Raw genomic sequence first — 18,240 nt, forward strand, 5'->3', positions numbered from 1 at the left:
ACTTTCACACCCACCCCCCGCCAACCGCGATGACGCGTGGTCTGGTGGGCTGGGTTTTGTGTAAATCAGCCGGGGGGGGGCCGCGGCGGGGCCCACCCACTCCCCGTGCTTCGCACGGGGAGTGACGCTTCGTCCGCTGCGCTTCCGAAGCGGTAGGACTACGTCCTACGCCTGGGCCTTCGCTTCGCTTGGCCCAGGCCGGCGGGTCCGCTGCGCTCCCCCGCCTCAACGGTCCTTCCGGCTGCGCCTCCAGGACCGTCTGGCCCGCTAGCGCGGGCCTGGCTGGCTGGCGGGTGGTGCCTGTCTGGGTTTGCGGGAACTGTTTCTGGGTGATGCAGCATGTAGGGTTGGCAGAAGGTAGGGACACCCCTTCTGGTGTCCTGGGTGGAAGGTGGGGGTCTCTGTGGGTAATGCGATGGCATATCCGGTCTACCGGAGTGAGGGCGGGGATGTGGCGGCGGTGATCGCCGTGGCCGTGTCTCTGGTGGGGTGTGGGGAGCTGTCGGAGGGGGCGAGTGTCGACCTGGATGCCGAGTTGCTTCGGGTCGAGGACGTCGTGGGGGCGCGCGAGGTGTTCCCGCAGGGCTGGTTCTCGGGAGGCGGTGAGCATTTCCGGGGGGTCGACCTTCCGGATGACGCCACGGTGCTGGCTCGTCTGCTGCCGATGACGCTCTCGGCCGTGGAGCCGGTGGAGGGTGATCTGCTGGACAGAGCGCCGGAGGTGCTGCGTCAGGCGGGGTGGGGGCAGATCGCGTGGATGGCGCTCAGTTGGCCGGCTGTGCCGGAACTCGGCCTGGGTCCGGAGCATGCGCGGACCGGAGTACAAGCGTGCTTCGGGACCGACGCCAACCACGAGCCGGCCCAGGGCCACACCGTGTACGTCCACGTCCGGCCCGGGGAGGATGAACGGGCGCAGCACCTCGCCCAGCAGATCGGACACGACGTCATAGGGCCTGGGGAGCACGGCTGGTGAAGAACGGCTGAATAAGGAACGGGGTTCGAGCGGTAGAGCAGCCCGTCCGCAGTGTGCTGATGACGGTGTGCTGATGACGGGCTGGAGAGGGTGGGTGGCTGTGTCGGAGAACGCCGGAATTTCGTACGAGGACTGCTCGATCTATGTGGATGCCGCAGACAGCTCGACGGTCATCGCCTGGCTGAAGGAGCGTCTCGGCCCCGGAGAGGATGCCCGCGGCCTGGTGGTGGGGCCGCTGCGGGTGAGCAGCGCCTGCAATGACTACTCCACGGGCAGGAAGGCGCACCCTTTCGAGTTCGTCGAGTGGCCCACGGTGGTGGAGTGCGAAGCGCCCGCGGGAGTGGAGCCCGGTGCGGTGGTGGCCGCGGTCACGGCTGTGCTGGAGACGCTGTGGTGTGGAGGGTGGGAGGCTGTGGCGGCGTGTGACTTCGAGGACGAACTGCCGGCCCACGGGGGAAGGGATCGCTACCCCCTGCCGTCCCCCTCGGGGAGCCTGCCGCATGCAAGAACGGGCTGATGGCAAAGCCTGCTGGTGCGGGGTGGGAAAAGGAAAAGGAAATCGGTGTGATTCAGCTCCGAGAACACCAGGCTGACCAAAAGGCGGCTTTTCGTAAATGGGTAGGATTTCCTACAAGATCATTTGTGCCCGCTGAAGGGGCCCGTGCCATGGGGGTATCCGCGACAGGGTCCGGGAAGACGATCACAGCCGCCGCGAGCGCTCTGGAGTGCTTCCCCGAGGGCCGGATCCTCGTCATGGTGCCCACCCTGGATCTGATCGTGCAGAGCGCGCAGTCCTGGCGGCGGGTCGGGCACCGGGCGCCGATGGTTGCGGTCTGCTCGGTGGACAGGGACGAGGTCCTGGAGCAGCTGGGGGTGCGTACCACGACGAACCCGATCCAGCTCGCGCTGTGGGCGGGGTCCGGGCCGGTGGTCGTGTTCGCCACGTACGCCTCTCTCGTGGACCGCGAGGACCCCGCTGACGTCACTGGCCGTGGGACTGTTCCTGGGCCGTTGGAGTCGGCTCTGGCGGGCGGGGAGCGGCTGTACGGGCAGCGGATGGCGCCGTTTGACCTGGCCATTTTGGACGAGGGGCACATGACGGCCGGAGACATGGGACGGCCGTGGGCGGCGATCCACGACAACAGCCGGATCCCTGTCGACTTCCGGCTCTACCTGACCGCCACCCCGCGGATCCTCGCCGCGCCCCGGCCGCAGCGCGGGCGGGACGGGCGGGAGCTGGTCGTCGCGTCGATGGAGGACGACTCCCACACGTACGGCACCCGGATTTTCGATCTTGGGCTGGCGGAGGCGGTGGAACGCTCGATCCTCGCGGGGTTCGAGATCGACGTGCTGGAGATCCGCGATCCCGACCCGATCCTCGGCCTGTCCGAGGACGCGCTGCGGGGCCGGCGCATGGCCCTGCTCCAGGCCGCACTGCTGGAGCACGCGGCGCAGCGGAATCTGCACACCACCATGGTGTTCCACCAGCGGGTGGAAGAAGCCGCGGCGTTCGCCGAGCAGATGCCGGCGACCGCCGCCGAGCTGTACGCCGCTGAGGCCTCCGCGGCGGCGCTGGCCGAGGCGGAGGAGCTGCCCGCGTCGTCGATCGACGCAGGGCTGTACGAGCTCGAGCCGGGTCGTCACGTGCCGCCGGAGCGGGTGTGGGCGGACTGGCTGTGCGGGGACCATCCCATCGCGCACCGGCGTGAGGTGATCCACCAGTTCGCCAACGGCATCGACGCCGACAGCCGGCGGGTGCACCGGGCGTTTTTGTCCTCCGTACGCGCCCTCGGGGTCGGGGTCGACATCACCGGGCTGCGCGGGGTCGAGGCCGTGTGCATCGTCGGCTCGCGCAGCTCACAGGTCGACATCGTCCAGAACATCGGACGCGCCCTGCGCCCGAATCCGGACGGCAGCGTGAAGACGGCGCGGATCATCATCCCGGTCTTCCTGCAGCCCGGGGAGGACCCGAAGGACATGGTGGCCTCGGCCAGCTATCAGCCTCTGGTCGACATCCTCCAAGCCCTGCGCTCCCACTCGGAACGCATGGTCGACCAGCTCGCCTCCCGCGCCCTGACCCGCGGTACCGAACGGCTGCGCATCCACGTCCACCCCGCCGGCGCGGCCGGCCCGGAGAACGGGGACATGCCCGAGGAGACCAGCCAGGCGCAGAAGGAGGTCGACCGGGTCACCCAGGTCGTGGTCAACTTCGCCTCCCCCCGCGACGCCGCCGACATCGCCGCCCTCACCCGCTGCCGCGTCATCCGCCCCCAGTCCCTCGTCTGGCTCGAGGGCTACCAAGCCCTCATCCGGTGGCGTGCCGAGAACGGCATCACCGGGTTGTACGCCGTTGCCTATGACGTCGAGACCGAGGTCGGCGTCACGAAGGATTACCCCCTGGGCCGATGGGTGCACCAACAGCGGAAATCCTTGCGGGCCGGTGAACTCGACCCCCACCGCAAACAGCTCCTCGACGACGCCGGGATGGTGTGGGAACCCGGCGACGAAGCATGGGAGAACAAACTCGCCGCACTCCGCTCCTACCACCGGGCCACCGGACACCTCGCACCCCGACAAGACGCCCTCTGGGGCGAAGGCGACGGGGACGGCGAGCAGCTGGCCATCGGACAACTCCTCGCCAACCTCCGCCGCAAAGACGGCCTCGGCAAAGACCCGAAGCGCGCGGAGACCCGGGCCGCGCAACTCGCGGAGATCGACCCGGACTGGAACTGCCCCTGGCCCCTCGACTGGCAACGCCACTACAAGGTGCTCGCCGACCTCGCCGCCGACGAACCCGACGGGGTACTGCCTGCCATCGAGCCCGGAGTGCTGTTCGAGGGCGACGACATCGGACGATGGCTCCAGCGGCAGAAGAACCCTGGCACGTGGGCGCAGCTGTCGAGCGATCAGCAGGAACGGCTGTCGAAGCTGGGCCTACAGCCCGACCAGGCCCCGGCCCCCGCCCCGACGGCAAGCCACACGGCGAAGGGGCCGAGTAAGGCGCAGCAAGCCTTTCAACGCGGCCTCACGGCCCTCGCCCAGTGGGTCGAGCGGGAAGGCAATCGGCCGGTCCCACGCGGCGCGGTCGTCGAGATCGAGGTCGATGGCCAGGACGAGCCGGTGCCGGTGAAGCTTGGCGTGTGGGTCTCGAACACCAAGTCGAGGCGGGACAAGCTCACTCAGGAGCAACTCGTTGCCCTTCGGGAGCTCGGTATCGCTTGGGCATGACTCTGGCACCGACCCATTGGTGCGCTAACCAGACAGCGCCGAGCCCGCAGTCCCCAAGGGAACGCCTGCCGGGACTGCGGGTTGCGGATTCGACTGGTGTCTCAGCTGCTGTCGCCACTCTGATCAGTTTCTGTGTCCGGGGCCTCTTGCCCGGCGGTCGCTTCTGGGACGAGGCGATCGGTGTCCGACAGTTTTAGCGCGCGGTGAACTCCCGAAATGGGCGGGGGATCGTTGTCCGCCACGATGATCTGCAGGTCATCGATATGCTGGAGGGCAGCGCTGAGCAGGGTGGTGTACATCTTGCGTAGCCGCTCGAGATCGATGCCTTCGTGGCCGACGTTGTTGCTGAGGCCGTCGATGATCAGGATGTTCGGGAGCGGAATGCTGTTGTCACGCAGGGCAACAAGTTGGTGTGCGAGGACGTGCGCCACGTTGACGAGGACTTCCACTCCCTGAGAGCCGAGGTCTGAGAAGGACCGGCCGTCGACGATGGGCAGGTACGTCTTGCGACTGATGTACGTGCCTGCCGGTTCTTCGAATCGTGGGGTGTCGAAGGCGCGGAGGATCGTCTCGAAGGCTTCGTCGAGTTTCCGCAGTCGTTCTTGGACGGCAGGGTTGCTGTGCCTGGAAGCGTCGATGCTCGCGTTGAGAGATTCTTGTTCCTGCTCAAGCTCGGCGATGCGGCGTGCCTGCTTCTGGGAACGCTCGTACAACGACAGGGCTTGTTCCAGGCTGATCAAGCGTTCTTCAAGCCGGGCTTGTTCGGCGGCGGTGGCGCGGATGCGGTCGGTCTGATCGCTGACGAAGGCTGACGTGGCTCGGTCTAGCTGTGCTCCGAGGTCGTTGCGGAGACGGGCGTGGCCTGCGCGTGCGGCCTGGAGTTCTTCGATTCTTTTCGTGCTGCGCTCGATGAGTTGCTTGGTTTCCGAAACCTGCTCGATCACCCGGTCCTGCTCGCTGGCGAGGGATGACGGTGCCGCGGTCTGCGGAGGGGTCTGCAGGCACAGTCGGCAGGTGTGGTCGTCACCGCGCTCTGGGATGCCGGACCCGCAACGGGGACAGGTGTGGAACTCGAAGTCGTTGAGAAGCCGTTCCGCGACGAGTGCGCGGGTGAGGCGACGGCTTTGGGCGATGAGCTGGTCGTGTAGCTCACGCAGGTTGGCTACCGCCGCAGATTCTGCGGCGGTAGCCATGTCGATGCGCGCGAGTTCGCTTTCAGCATCAGCAATCCGAGAGCGCAGGGTCACCGTGGAAGGGTCGGTGAGCTCACTCGTTAGTTGCTGATCCGCTGTGCGTGCCGCCCGAAGCTTGGTCTCAGTGGCTGTGCGCTGCACCTCCAGCTGGGCTTGTGAGCCGAAGGCTGTCTCAGCCAAGAGTCGTTCCAGGGTGACGGAGTCCGCAGTGAGGGCCTTGAGCTCCGTGGACACTTCGCGAAGCCGTTCCCGAAGTCCGGTGGATTCAGGGTCATGGATGCCGTACAAAATCTCGAAGACGTAGCGGCGTTTGATGTTCTTCGCGTGGTTGTCAGCGGTGCCGAAGACAGAAGCGTCGATCTCCTTCTGTCTCAGGACGCAGTACATGAGGTAGTCGCTTGCCGTCACGGGGACAAGCGGGCTCGTTTGGTCGGTTGGGGCTCGCGGCACCTTGATGCGAGGCAGGCCGAGGCGGTCGAGGAGCCAGTCGCGGAAGGTGTGGTCGTAGCCGGCCTGGAGTTCGCTGGCCGGCAACCGCCAGGCTTCCTCTTGGCCTCCGATCTCGGCGATATCGACCTTGGCGGTCGTCGTGGTGACAAGGGGCCGGACGATGCGGAAGCGGCGGTCGCCGATGAGTACGGTGCCGGCCATGGTGCGCCCTCGGAGCTCGGGGACGACGCTTACATCGGCGCCGAGCAAGGCCCGAAGGCAGCTGATCGTCGCCGTCTTACCGCCGCTCATGGCGCCAGTAATGGCGTTCATCCCACGCTCGAACCGGATGCGGCGGCTGGTTCCGACCAGGTGCAGTTCTTCGATCCGGATTCTCACAGCTGTGTCCCCCAGTCCGCCTCGACGATGTCGGGGAACGCTCGATAGATCATGTCTTTGAGAGTGGTGCCGGTGAGGTTGAAGTGCCGGCGCAGGAGCCGGGCCCGATCGCGTACGGGGCGCCAGCTTTCGGATTCGGCAAGGGCTTGCGCAACCGCTCTTCCGGCTGGCGTGGTGCGGTAGGTCGCGACCGCGTTCTCGTGCTTGGGCTCGATGAGGCTCTTGCCTGTCAGAGCACCAAGGAGGGCGTAGTAAGCGGGGTCCCAGGGGCCATAGCGATAGCGGATCATGCTCTGCTCGATGGCTCCTGTCAGCCACGGATCGTCGCCTGGGTCGGCGTCGGGTCGGCGCTCGGCCATCAGATGGTTGAAGTGCTCGGGGTAGCGCAGGAGAAAGTCAAGTTTGGCGAGCTTCATCCTGCCTTCGATGCCTTTGGATGCTGCTGTCTCGGAGAAGGCGTCGATGAGGATAAGAAGCCTGGCTTGGGCGTCAGCGGAAGGAGGGAGTCCGTCTGGATACTCCGGGGGCGCGGTGGGGGGCGGGGCGATATCAGACAGGAGACTCATGGCCAGTCCCCCAGTCGAAACGGCATTCGTCGGAGATGGCGCACGCCCGGCCCATGAGCAGCACGCTGTCCCGGGCATAGAGGGGCCAGCGGTCGTGGGTAGCGGCGCTGGTTTCGAGAGTGGTCTGGAGGCCGTCGAAGATGGCGTTCGCTGGGCGAGGATCTGCCGCGTGCCTGCGGATGGTACGGCGCGCGACCAGCAGCAGCCGCTCGTCCAGGTCCGCCTCGATGGCCGGGTCAGCCGGCCACGTGCCCAGGGACTGCTGCTTCATACGGTGAATGTCGGCATGCGCGCGGACCATCTGAGCTTCCTGGATTACATCGTCCGTCGCCGCGCCCCGGCGTAGCTTGCGGACCAACGCTGTCTCGACTCCGCTGAGACGCTGCGATACATCAGTCAGCAGTACGTGGTCAGGGCGCATCAGACGCTGTCGGAGGTCTGCGACGGTGCCGGGGCCGATGCGCTTCCTCAACAGTTTCGCGGGCAGGTCCTGCACTGCTAGCTGCTCGGCCCACCGCGGGCCCAAACGGCCCTGCATTGCCTCCCGGGTACGGCGTACGAGTTCGGTGTAGAGGCCGGTGATCTCCGCACCGGTCAAGGACGGGCCGAGCTCGTGGAGGAAGGCGGTGTTGCGCAGCTCGATGTCCTCGCGTCTGGGCAGTTCCCGGATGCGGACCAGGCCCAGGAAGGCTGAGACCTCCTTAACGTCAGCCTTCAGGTGGGCTGTCACCCGCTCCAGGCACCGCTCGTTATCCGCCCCTCCCCCATGTGCGAGAGCGGTGACGAGTGCGTCGGCGGGATCGAGGTAGCCCTCCAGCCCAGCTGTGAGCCCGTATGAGAGCGCCTGGTCCTTCACCGCCCCGTACGTGCGCCACAAGCTCTTCAACGGCCCTTTGGCGAGAACGTCCGTAAGCGCCCAGGGCGTGGTCGTGTCCCGTGTCTTGATCTGCTGAAAATCCCAGAAGAGGCCGCCCTTGGTCTGCTCCTCGCTGCCGCGGGCAACGATGACGTCCTCGATGTGCTCGCAGGTCACATGGCGTACCGGCTCGTCAGCGAGCATTTCCAGGATGGCCTGCGCAGCCACATGAACCTGATACTCGTACCGCCGCAGCGTGACCGAACCAGAATCGTCCGGAGCAACGGTCTCAATCGGATCAGCCATATACCCCCCAGCCCACTCTCCCCAAGCACGCAGCGTAAGCGGTACAACACTGGCCAGTCGATCACTTCGACGGAACTCGTGGAGCCACTGTTCCCTCACTGGGGACGCGTCCCTCTTCGGCGGACGCCTACGGCTCGGGCCTCCAGCTCATTACCACCGACAACGACACCGCCCTCTGGCCGGACGAAGCCTTCAGCACCATCGAAGTCGACTACGCCTGCCCATGGTTCCCAGCGTCACTCGCCCGGCCCAGCCACACCGGGACGCGCTGAAGACGAGGTACCAGGCATAGTCGCGCCGCCCCCTACGTTGACCCGGCGGTGCCGGTCGCGCCCGGCGAAGGCGGTGAGACTGCCGAACGGATCCGGTGATCGACTCGCATTTCGTTGGCCAGTGAGGAGAAGTGGCGTGCACAGTCGGGATGGTCGCGCAGCGCTCCTGCGACTGATCCGGCGACATCCCCTGTCAGGGTGCGCAGCCAGGGCCTGATCTCATCCTGCGGCCTCCACTGGTCCCACAAGGCGTCCCAGGTGAAGGCGCCGTTGCAGCAAACTTCCAGAAGATCCAACTGCGCAGCATTAGCGGCGTGGCGTGCGACGGTGAACAGCCACAGGATGACGGCGTCGACTTCACCACGCTCTATTGAGCGGTGTGTGCCCAGAAGGTCGGGCATCGCCCGGACAATCTCAAGGGCTCGGGGAGGGTCAGCCAACAACGCCGGCATGAGCGCCACAGGATCAACATTGAGAAGTACGTCGCAGTACAGAGCAGCGTCGTCGGGGTGGGCAGCCGCCAGAGCCACCAACTCCTCTGAGGCATTCGCTGCTCCATCGTTCAAAGCATCACGGAGCGTTTCGGCATGTACTACGGGCGGCGTGGGGGGTGTGTCGATCTCCTGGGCGATGAGGTCAAGGAACGCTTGCACCGTTGCCGGCCGTCTCCCGGGGTCCGTACGCGTTGCTCCTCGGACAACCGCGCGCCAGGGTCCAGAGTCCGGTATGAGTGGAATATTCTGCTGCGGGTTCCTGCGTGTGACCGCCCAGCCGATCAGCTGCCCCAAGCTGTAGACGTCAGTCGGCGGACCGGCACTGTGGGCATCGAAGCTCAACTCCGGAGCGGCAAAGCCCTCAGATCCCATGCTCGCCCCAAGCCGGGTGCGCTGCGCATGCGTGGTCTGGCCAGGCGGACGACGCACAATGCCCCAGTCGGCAAGAACCCATCGCCCATCAAGCCGAAGTACGTTAGACGGCTTGATGTCCCGATGTATCCATCCGTGGGGGGCGCCCGGTGCCTGCATCCCATGCGCAGCGATCAGCACCGAGCACAGGCTCTCAATCAGGTCCCGTAGTACGGCCGGATCCTTGAGGTCATCGAGGCATTCCGTTGCGACAGCCTGCGCCTTGGGCATGACGAACCACGTGCCGTCGGCGCTGGCGTCCCAGACCGGCATTACATTCGGGTGGTCGCTCAGAAGACGGCCCACCTCGATCTCACGGGTCATCCGGGCTTTCTTGTCGAGGTGCGGGTACTGGCCGCGTAGCTTCTTGAGGACGACGGGCGTGCCGGTCGGCTTGTGCGTCGCATAGAAGACGTCAGCCATGCCGTCCTCTTGACGGTGGAAGGGGAACTTCTCGCAGTCATAGTCCTTGCGCAGACCGCGTGCCTCGTACGGGGCTGCTGCGCCACTCCGCACTTCACTGATCTGCGCTGTGTCGACTCCTCGGCGCTGTGAGAAGCCGGTCAACAGCATGCGATCAGGTAGTTGCAGGCGCTGTCGGATGTCGGCAACCGCGCTGGGCCCGATGCGCTTCCCCAGCAGCCCCGCAGGCAGGTCCTGCACTCCTGACTGCTCAGTCCACCGAGGATCCAGGCGGCCTTGCATCGCCTTCCTGACACGGTGCACTAGCTCGGCGTAGAGACCGTCAATTTCCGTACTGCTCAAAGGCGAGCCCAGTTCGTGAAGGAACGCGACGTTGCGCGCCTCGATGTCTTCACTCCTGGGAAGTTCCTGGATGCGGATCAGGCCCAGGAAGGCAGAGACCTCCTTGACGTCAGCCTTCAGGTAGGAAGTCACCCGCTCCATGCAGTGCTCGTTGTCGGCCCCCTCTCCGTGCGCAAGAGCAGTAACGAGCTCGTCGGCAGGATCGAAGAATCCCTCAAGGGCAGCCGTCAGCCTGTAGGAGAGTCCCTGGTCTTTCAACGTTCCATGCGTACGCCACAAGCTTTGCAACGGCCTCTTTGCGAGCACGTCTCTGAATGCCCAGGGCGTGGCCCTTTCCCGCATCCTGATCTGTTGAAACTCCCAGAACAGACCGCCCTTGGCCTGCCCCTCACTGCGGGCGATGATGACGTCCTCGATGTACTCGCATGTCACATGCCGTACTGCCTCATCAGCGAGCATGTCCAGGACGGCCTGTGCAGCCACATGAGCTTGGTACTCGTAGCCTCGCAGTGTCACCGAACCCGAATCGTTCAAGGCAGCAGTCGCAATCGGATCAACCATGTACCCCCCAGCCCACTCTCCCCAAGCACGCAGCGTAAGCGGTACGACATTGGCGAGTCGATCACTTCGGCGGAACTCGTGAAGCCAGCATGTTCATCCCTCACCGAGGTCTCCCTCTTCGGCAACGGATCACGGTGCGTTCACCCGTTCAGGGTGGGAGCAGCCAGATCACGTACCCGGCCGCCCGGCATGCATTTGGCTGTCAGAGGTGAGGCGACAAAGCTGCGGTGCAAGCGGAGAGTGCGCGGAGGGAGCCGACGATCACCTGGTGGCGCGCTTCGTCGATCCTGCGGGCGGTGAGCGGCTGATGCGCTGGCGAGACGTCGCGCAAGGTATCGCTTTGGAGGACTGCAGCCCGGTGCGGCCCTTTCCCGTGCGTTCTGGCCGTCGTTTTGCGCCTGGTTGGTGGTGGTCGGCAACGACCCGGCGGCTGGTGCACTACGGGTCTGGTGTCATACGGAACCAGGTGATGCTACTGGACCGGGATCCTTCGGTCGTGGCCATTGCATGCCGCCCGGTGGAATTCACCTGGCGTAAGCGTGACGGAACCTGGGTGCGGCACGCACCGCATCTGATGGCCCGGCTCGCGGACGGCAGAGGTCTGCTGGCGGACTGCGCCGGGCACGGGGACATCTCACCGCGCCTGGCCTGTCGGGCGGCGGTGATGGAGGCCGCGGCCGCGGCGGTGGGGTGGCAGTACAGGGTTCTGCGCCCTCCGGATCCGGTTCTGGCGGCCAATCTGCGCTGGCTGGCCGGGTACCGGCACCCCCGCTACAGGGGCTGCGAAATTGACGGGCGCGCGGCCGAGGTTTTCAGGCGACCGCGGCCTCTGATCGAGGGGGTGCGTGAACTCGGCGATCCTGTGCAGGTCTTCCCGGTGGTCTTCCACGCGCTGTGGCACGGCAAGTTGTCGGTCCCCCTCGAGGTGCCCTTGCACGAGCGGGTGACCGTGACGGCGGACCGCCCCGGACGGGGGCAGGTGTGAGCGGCACAGTGCTGGAGCCCGGAACACAGGTGCGTTTCGCGAAGCGGACCTGGACGGTGGTCATGCTGGAAGGGTCATGCGTACGGCTGGTCGACTCGGACAACTCCGTGGCCACGGTCCTGGCGAACTTCCTGTTCGCCGACCCCGGCTTCGAAGTGGTGGGCGCCCCGCAGCGCGGGGTGCCATCGTTCGGGCTCCTGGAGGAGCTGCCGGAGCAGGTGCGGGCGCGTGCGTATGCCTGGGAGCTGCATGTGCGTGAGGTGGAGACCGGGTGCCCCCTCCCGGGTCAGGACCAGGTGCCGCGTGCCGAGTTCGATCCGGCCCGGCGCACCATGGCGGAGCGGGAGGAAGCCAAGGCCGCCGAACTGACGGCGGCCGGGCAGCCGACCAGTGCGGTGACGGTGCGGCGGATGCGGGCCCGCTACCGGGAGCAGGGCCTGTGGGGGCTGGTGGACGGCCGGGCCGCCCGGCGGCGCTCTCCGGTGGGCCGTGCGGACGAGCGGGTGGTCGCCGCGATCGAGCAGGCGCTTGTTGCGCAGCGGGAGCGGTCGACCGGGACGCTGAGCCGGCTGCGGCGCACCGTCGGCTGGATTCTGGAGGACGCCCACGGTGTGGGGACGGTGAAGGTGCCGCCGGCCTCGACGTTCAACCGGCTGGTGCACGCCCTCGCGGACCGTCAGGGGCTGCTGGGGACAGCGGCGCAGCGGCGCCGTCATTCCTCACGGCCGGCTCCGCCGTTCACCCCAACGGTGGCGCTGCGGCCCGGTGAGCTGGTGATGCTGGACAGCACCCCTTTGGACGTGATGGTGGTCTTGGCCGACGGGGTGGTGGGTAAGGCCGAGCTGACGATGGCCCTGGATGTGGCGACGCGCAGTATCTGTGCGACCGTGCTGCGGCCGATGGGCACCGGGTCGGTGGATGCGGCGGTTCTGCTGGCGCAGATGGTGACGCCCATGCGGATGCGCCTGGGGTGGGAAGAGGCGCTGGCGATGTCGCGCTCGGTCATCCCGTACGAGCGGCTGGTGTCGTTGGACGCGCGGCTGGAGGGTGCGGCAGCCCGTCCGGTGATCACACCGGAGACGGTCGTCGTCGACCAGGGCCGAGTGTTCATCTCCGCCTCGTTCACCGCGGCGTGCGACAGCTTGGGGGTGTCGGTGCAGCCGGCGCCGCCAGCCAACGGTCCGGCCAAGGGGAACGTCGAGAGGACGTTCCTCACCATCGGCCACCGGTTCTCCCAGTATGTAGCCGGCTACACCGGCTCCGACGTCACCCAGCGCGGCAGCAAAGTCGAGGGGGAGGCGTGCTGGACTCTTCCCCAGGTGCAGGACCTGCTGGATGAGTGGCTGATCGCGGACTGGCAGCACCGCCGACACGCGTCGCTGCGCCATCCGTTGGCCCCGAAGCTCGCGGTGTCGCCGAACGAGATGTGGGCCGCGCTTGTCGGCGTGACGGGCTATGTTCCGGTGCTGCTGGGTCCGGAGGACTACATCGAGCTCATGCCGGTCAAGCGGCTGGGCATCAACGACTACGGCATTCGCTTCGACTACCGCACCTACGACCACGAGGTCCTCAATCCGCACCGCGGGTACAGGTCGGCGGCCGGGGACGGGATGTGGGAGATCCACCACAACCCTTATGACCCTCAGCAGATCTGGGTGCGGCTGCCCGATGGCTGGGAGGAGGTGCCGTGGATCCACAAGGAGCGTGTCAGCCTGCCCTTCACCGACTTCACCTGGCGGCACATCCGCGCAACCGTCGAGCGCCGCGGTGACCGCGACGAGCACGAGCAGCAGCTCGCCCAGGCCTTGGACCGTCTCCTGCGGCGGGCCGGCAACGGTGAAGGCACCCGCCGTGAGCGGACCGTCGCAGCAAGAGCCGGCGCCGCAGCGTCCCTGGCCGGGCCCGCCCCGCACCAGCAGGAACCGCTCGACCTCCTCACTGCCCCGACCCTCTCCTACGGCCTGGTCGGCGCCTTCACCCCATCCAGCCCCGATGAGCACGACGGCGAGGATGAACCAGCGGGTGAGGAATTCGAGGACAACTGGGACGAGGACGACGACCCACTCGGCACGCCAGACGATGCCGGCGACGGCCCCGCCGACGACGAACAGCTATCAGGGCCAGCCGCAGTCCTCCGCCCGTCCCGGATCTACGATGCCCGCCAGGAGGCGACCCAGTGGTAGCAGCTGTTGAAGACAGTCCTGTACCAGATGAGGAGCAGCAGATGGCGGCGTATGCGCCGCCGACCACGCGAGAGGGCTGGCAGCAGTTCGTCGGCACTCCCCCGCTGCAGCCCCCGCCCGCCGCCGGCGAGGTCTGGTCGCTTGAGGAACGCCTCGACTACCACTCCCGGTTCGTCGTCCTGACCACCCCGGCGATGGAGCGCATCTCGCTGTCGGTGCGGCGGCTGATGCTCCTCAACCGCCGCCAGCAGGGCACCGCGCGCCGCGGGCTGATCGTCTCCGGGCCTCCCACCACCGGCAAGACGACCACCCTGCTGGAGATGGGCCGCGCTTTCGAGCTCGCCGAGCAGCGCCGCCACCCCGGCCGCACTGACCGGCTGCCCGTGGTGTTCCTGGCGGTGCCGCCCGCTTCCACTCCCAAGATGCTGGTATCGGAGTTCGCCCGGTTCCTCGGCATCCCCATCGCCAACCGGATGAACCAGGCGCAGATCACCGACGCCGTCTGCCACCTGCTGTGCCAGTTGGGCACCGCGCTGGTCCTCGTTGATGACGTCCATCTGCTCGACACCCGCACCCGGGCCGGCGCGGAGACCTCAGACCAGATGAAGCATCTCGGCGAGAGGATTCCGGCGACCTTCGTGTACGCCGGCGTCGACGTCGACGCCTCACCCCTGCTCAACGGGCCGCGCGGCGCCCAGCTCGCCGGCCGCTTCACCCTGGTCCGCAACACCGCTCTGTCCTGCGGCACCAGTGAACAGCGCGCGACCTGGCTGGACCTGGTCACCGCCATGGAAGACGCCCTGCGGCTACGCCACCACGCCCAAGGCACCCTGGCCCGGCACGCCGACTACCTCCACCAGCGCACCGGCGGAGTCATGGGCAGCCTCTCCCACCTCATCCGCGAAGCCGCCCTGACCGCGCTACTCGACGGCAGCGAGAAGATCACCAAACGGCTCCTGGCCGGCATCCAACTCGACATCCGCGCAGAACAGCAGTCCCGCCCGCCCCGAAGGCGTGCCCCGCGCCCCCGCAGCCTCGCGCCGTGAAGGCGGCAGAGCAAAGAGTCGAGAGCGCCATGGAGACGCCGGAGAAGCGCACGGCCGGGGAAGAGGATTCGCGCCGGCCAGGCCACGACCAGCCTGCCTCCCCTCCGCGCAGCCTGCCGCTGGGCGCGGTGCGGGTAGCGCCCTTGAGCGGCGAGGTGACGCTGTCGTTCGTCAGCCGAGTCGCCTCCCGCTACCGGCTCACCGCCAAAGAACTCATCGGCGCACTGGTGGATTTCGAGCGCCGACCCAACCTGTACACAGTCCGGCCCGACAGCGAAGTGATCTTCAACGCCGAGGCCCGGACGGTGCTCGCCGCTTTCTGCCGCATCCCCGAAGAACACCTAAACCGTGCCCTGCCGTCCTGGAACACTGGCCTGCCCGCAGGCAAGCAAGGCAGCGGGCCGGCCGCCTGGGTCCGCACCGCCGACACGATCGCGCCGACTGGCCCCGGGTGCCGGGCCTGCACCGCGACCGCCACGCAGGGCCGGGAGCAAGCACGCCGCTACCTCGTGCCACACGGCCGGGTCTGCACCAGACACCAGTGCTGGATGCTGGAAACACCCGTCGCCGACGGGGCACCGACAGGCCCAGTGCAGCTGGACCTGCGCAACGTGCCGCAGGTCGCGGCGGCCCAGCGCCGTCACATGCGGCTGCTGCGCCGCTATCCGCACACTCCCGAGGCGTTCACCACGGCTCAAGCGGTCCTGGCGTCATGGTGGAACGAGCCCTGGCCCGAGGAAACCACGTGGCGCGAGCGGCTGCGGCAGATGACCCACGGCGAGGCCGCATGGCGCGGTGCGGCGCGGGACGCGACTATCTACCCCGAGGCCGTCACCCTGACCGCAGTCCTGGCTGACCCGCGCGTGCAGGCGCATCTGCTCGCTGATGCCGGAGCGCACCAGCCGCACGCGCTGGCCGATGTTCCCGGCTTCGTCAACGAACTGTCTCGGCGCCTTGAGCGCCCATGGATCGCCGATCGCCTCAGCGCCCTCACGACAGGTCCGCTGAACGCTTGGGTCCGCGCCTGCGTACGCACTCAGGCCGGGCACAAGCCGCGGACACGCAGCATGTGGCACGTCTCCCCGCCCCACCGGCCCGCAACGATCACCCGGCTCCTGGCCGAAACCCGGCCCGCCGACGACGCGCCCGAAAAGCCGGAGTCGGAGGGGTCGTCGGCTCAAGAGGTGGCCGAGACGGCCAAGGGGTTCGCGCGCGGCCTGCTCCACGCCCGCATCTACGCCGCCGAACACGGCCACCTCTGCATTCCCTATCAGCACGAGCAGGACGGGTTCCAACTCGGTCTGTGGCTGTCCAACCAGCGCGCCGCGGGTCCTCAGCTCTCCCCCGAGCGCAGCCAGGCTCTGGCCGCTCTTGACCCGTGGTGGAATCCTTCGTGGAGCACTCTGTGGCAGCGCATCTATCTGCGCGCACGACGGCTGAAGGACTCAGGCGCCGACATCAGACCCGATCAGGGCTTCCGGGGAGCCAGCGAGAATCTCGGCACCTGGCTGTACCGGCAGTGCCAGATCTACAGCAGCCTCCACCCCCAGCAGCGTGAACTGCTGGCGCAGATCGGCATCAGCGCCGAAACCGCCCGCCACGCGCTGCCTCGACGCCGCAACCTCGCCGACGCCCGTGACCAGGGTCTGGCCAACGCACGCGCCTACTGGAAGCAGCATGGGCACCTTTGTGCGAGTGCTGCCGATTCGTACGCCGGCTTCCCCATCGGCAAATGGCTGACCAACCTCCGCGTACGCGCCCGACGCGGCATCCTCAATCCCGCCATCACGCAGCAGCTGGAGGCAATGGATCCGTGGTGGGCGCCGCCATGGCCTTCCGACTGGCAGCGAGCCTGTCACACGGTGCGCGCTCTTGTCCGCTGCGGTCACTCCCTCGATCCCGAAAGCGGCTTCACTGCCTTCGGTGACGAGCTCGGCCAGTGGCTATATACCCAATGTGTGTCCTATGCCGGCCTGGCGGGAGGACAGCGCCAACAGCTCTCAGCTTTCGGACTGACTGAGCAGACTGCCGCAACCGCCCGCCCCAACCCCGCCACCCGCCGGCCGTCCCTGGAGACCGGGCTCCAGTACGCCCGCTCCTACGCGGCACTGCACGGCGACCTCAACGCATCACCCTCCGACCGGCACGAGGGCTTCCCTATCGGAAAATGGCTGGCGGGCCAGCGGCACCAGGCAAACCTTCACACCGCCAAGTACGCCGCGCCCTACCCGGCCGACCCGTTCCTAGCCGCCGTCGACCCGTGGTGGAACCCGCCATGGAACGGGGACTGGCAGATCAACCACCGCGCCGCCCGCAAACTCGTCGAGAAGGGGATCACCCTCCTTCCCGTGCAAGGCTTCCCGGGTACCCCCGACTGGACCGGGCAATGGCTCTATGCCCAGTGCATCGACTATCAGCAACTTCACCCCGGGCAGCAGCACAGGCTCACGCGACTCGGCATCACCGCCACGAACTCCCGTGCGGCACGGCCCCGCCGTACCACCCAGCAATCCTCCTTCGACACCGGTCTTGACCACGCCCGCTCCTACGCCGCCCAACACGGGCACCTCGCCGTCCGAAGGGACGAGATCCATGCCGGCTACCGGCTGGGGACATGGCTCGCCGCCAAACGCAAACGCGCCGCCGCCGACCGGCTTCCCCACAGCCGATCCGAGGCAATCGCTGCCCTTGACCCATGGTGGAATCCGCCCTGGGAGCTGCCATGGCAGACCACCTACCACGCCGTCAAAAATGAGATTCGCGGCCACGCCCTGAACGCAAGCGCAGGTTTTGCCGGACTCCCTCCTGCGGTCACCCGATGGCTGCTCACGCAGTGCATCAACTACGACGACCTTCACCCCGGCCAGCAGGAACTCCTCAACAGCCTCGGTATCACCCTCCAGGACGCGCGCACCGCCCGCCCCCAGCAGGAAACACGCAGACGCCCGCGAACCGGCGCCAGCCGACCACGCCCCACCACCGTCTCGTCATCCATCGACTCCGGCCTGCCTTACGCCCGCTCCTACGCCCGCGCCAACGGCGGACTCGGCACCGCCGACTACAACACCGAACACGACGGATTTCCCCTGGGCTGGTGGCTGTACGAGCAGCGCAAACGCGCCGTCGCCCATCTACGCCGTACCGGCCGGCCCTGGCCCCACGACACACAGCTCACCGCACTCGACCCGTGGTGGAACCCACCCTGGCGTGCCTCCTGGAACCACAGCTACCACCAAGCCCGCACCCACCACACCACCGGCCGCTCATTCCCCGGCACCACCACCAAGTGGATCCGCACCCAACAACACGCCTGGAACCAGCTCCACCCCCACCAACAACACCTCCTGACCACGCTCGGCGTCCACGGACCCACACCCCTGATCCCGTACAACAGCCGCCCTGTAGGCCCCTCCTCAGTCCGCGCAACAACATCCGCGAAGTCGCCGCCGGCCTCACCAACCCAGGCCAACTCGCCGCCACCGGCGACCGCATCCAGCCAATGGGCGACCCAGTGAGGGTGATCAACCAATCAGCGAGCCTGACCACACCCACGAATCTGCAGGTCAGACCTCA

11 protein-coding genes are annotated in these 18,240 nt (G+C 67.3%); 7 read left to right on the forward strand and 4 right to left on the reverse strand.

Features of this window, described 5'->3' with window-relative positions:
- Positions 1-403 precede the first annotated feature (403 nt).
- The 3 genes from ACFVGY_RS32475 (at position 404) to ACFVGY_RS32485 (ending at position 4,201) form a co-directional block, all read left to right on the forward strand.
- Positions 404-973, forward strand: coding sequence for a hypothetical protein (locus tag ACFVGY_RS32475; protein ID WP_385684379.1), 570 nt, complete (start codon positions 404-406; stop codon positions 971-973).
- Positions 974-1,073: 100 nt separating this feature from the next.
- Positions 1,074-1,490, forward strand: a complete 417-nt coding sequence (locus ACFVGY_RS32480; RefSeq protein ID WP_385684382.1) for a hypothetical protein — start codon at positions 1,074-1,076, stop codon at positions 1,488-1,490.
- On the forward strand, positions 1,490-4,201 hold the full coding sequence (locus ACFVGY_RS32485; RefSeq protein WP_385684385.1) for a Helicase associated domain protein: 2,712 nt from the start codon (positions 1,490-1,492) through the stop codon (positions 4,199-4,201). The genes ACFVGY_RS32480 and ACFVGY_RS32485 overlap by 1 nt, the downstream gene beginning before the upstream one ends.
- 101 nt (positions 4,202-4,302) lie before the next feature.
- Here ACFVGY_RS32485 and ACFVGY_RS32490 read toward each other — a convergent pair whose 3' ends face one another.
- The 4 genes from ACFVGY_RS32490 to ACFVGY_RS32505 all read right to left on the reverse strand — a co-directional run bounded on the left by ACFVGY_RS32490 (position 4,303) and on the right by ACFVGY_RS32505 (position 10,453).
- A complete protein-coding gene (locus tag ACFVGY_RS32490; protein WP_385684388.1) occupies positions 4,303-6,222 on the reverse strand; it encodes a hypothetical protein in 1,920 nt (639 codons plus the stop codon).
- Positions 6,219-6,788, reverse strand: a complete 570-nt coding sequence (locus tag ACFVGY_RS32495) for a hypothetical protein (protein WP_385684391.1) — start codon at positions 6,786-6,788, stop codon at positions 6,219-6,221. The genes ACFVGY_RS32490 and ACFVGY_RS32495 overlap by 4 nt, the downstream gene beginning before the upstream one ends.
- Positions 6,772-7,950, reverse strand: coding sequence for a dsDNA nuclease domain-containing protein (locus tag ACFVGY_RS32500; protein WP_385684394.1), 1,179 nt, complete (start codon positions 7,948-7,950; stop codon positions 6,772-6,774). Before ACFVGY_RS32500 ends, ACFVGY_RS32495 begins: the two co-directional genes overlap by 17 nt.
- Before the next feature lie 304 nt (positions 7,951-8,254).
- Positions 8,255-10,453 carry a dsDNA nuclease domain-containing protein gene (locus ACFVGY_RS32505; RefSeq protein ID WP_385684397.1) on the reverse strand — a complete coding sequence of 733 codons (2,199 nt, stop codon included), beginning with the start codon at positions 10,451-10,453 and terminating at the stop codon, positions 8,255-8,257.
- Positions 10,454-10,721: 268 nt separating this feature from the next.
- Between ACFVGY_RS32505 and ACFVGY_RS32510 the strand changes: the two genes are divergently transcribed.
- From ACFVGY_RS32510 to ACFVGY_RS32525, 4 genes are all read left to right on the forward strand, one after another.
- Positions 10,722-11,438 (forward strand): TnsA-like heteromeric transposase endonuclease subunit, encoded by a 717-nt coding sequence (locus tag ACFVGY_RS32510; protein WP_385684400.1) that lies wholly within the window; start codon positions 10,722-10,724, stop codon positions 11,436-11,438.
- A 62-nt stretch (positions 11,439-11,500) separates the two neighbouring features.
- Positions 11,501-13,621 carry a transposase gene (locus ACFVGY_RS32515; protein ID WP_385684438.1) on the forward strand — a complete coding sequence of 707 codons (2,121 nt, stop codon included), beginning with the start codon at positions 11,501-11,503 and terminating at the stop codon, positions 13,619-13,621.
- Positions 13,622-13,662: 41 nt separating this feature from the next.
- A complete protein-coding gene (locus tag ACFVGY_RS32520) occupies positions 13,663-14,667 on the forward strand; it encodes a TniB family NTP-binding protein (RefSeq protein WP_385684403.1) in 1,005 nt (334 codons plus the stop codon).
- On the forward strand, positions 14,664-18,182 hold the full coding sequence (locus ACFVGY_RS32525) for a helicase associated domain-containing protein (RefSeq protein ID WP_385684406.1): 3,519 nt from the start codon (positions 14,664-14,666) through the stop codon (positions 18,180-18,182). Before ACFVGY_RS32520 ends, ACFVGY_RS32525 begins: the two co-directional genes overlap by 4 nt.
- Positions 18,183-18,240: the final 58 nt, after the last annotated feature.

This window comes from Streptomyces sp. NPDC127106 (genome assembly GCF_042677605.1).
Lineage (GTDB): Bacteria > Actinomycetota > Actinomycetes > Streptomycetales > Streptomycetaceae > Streptomyces.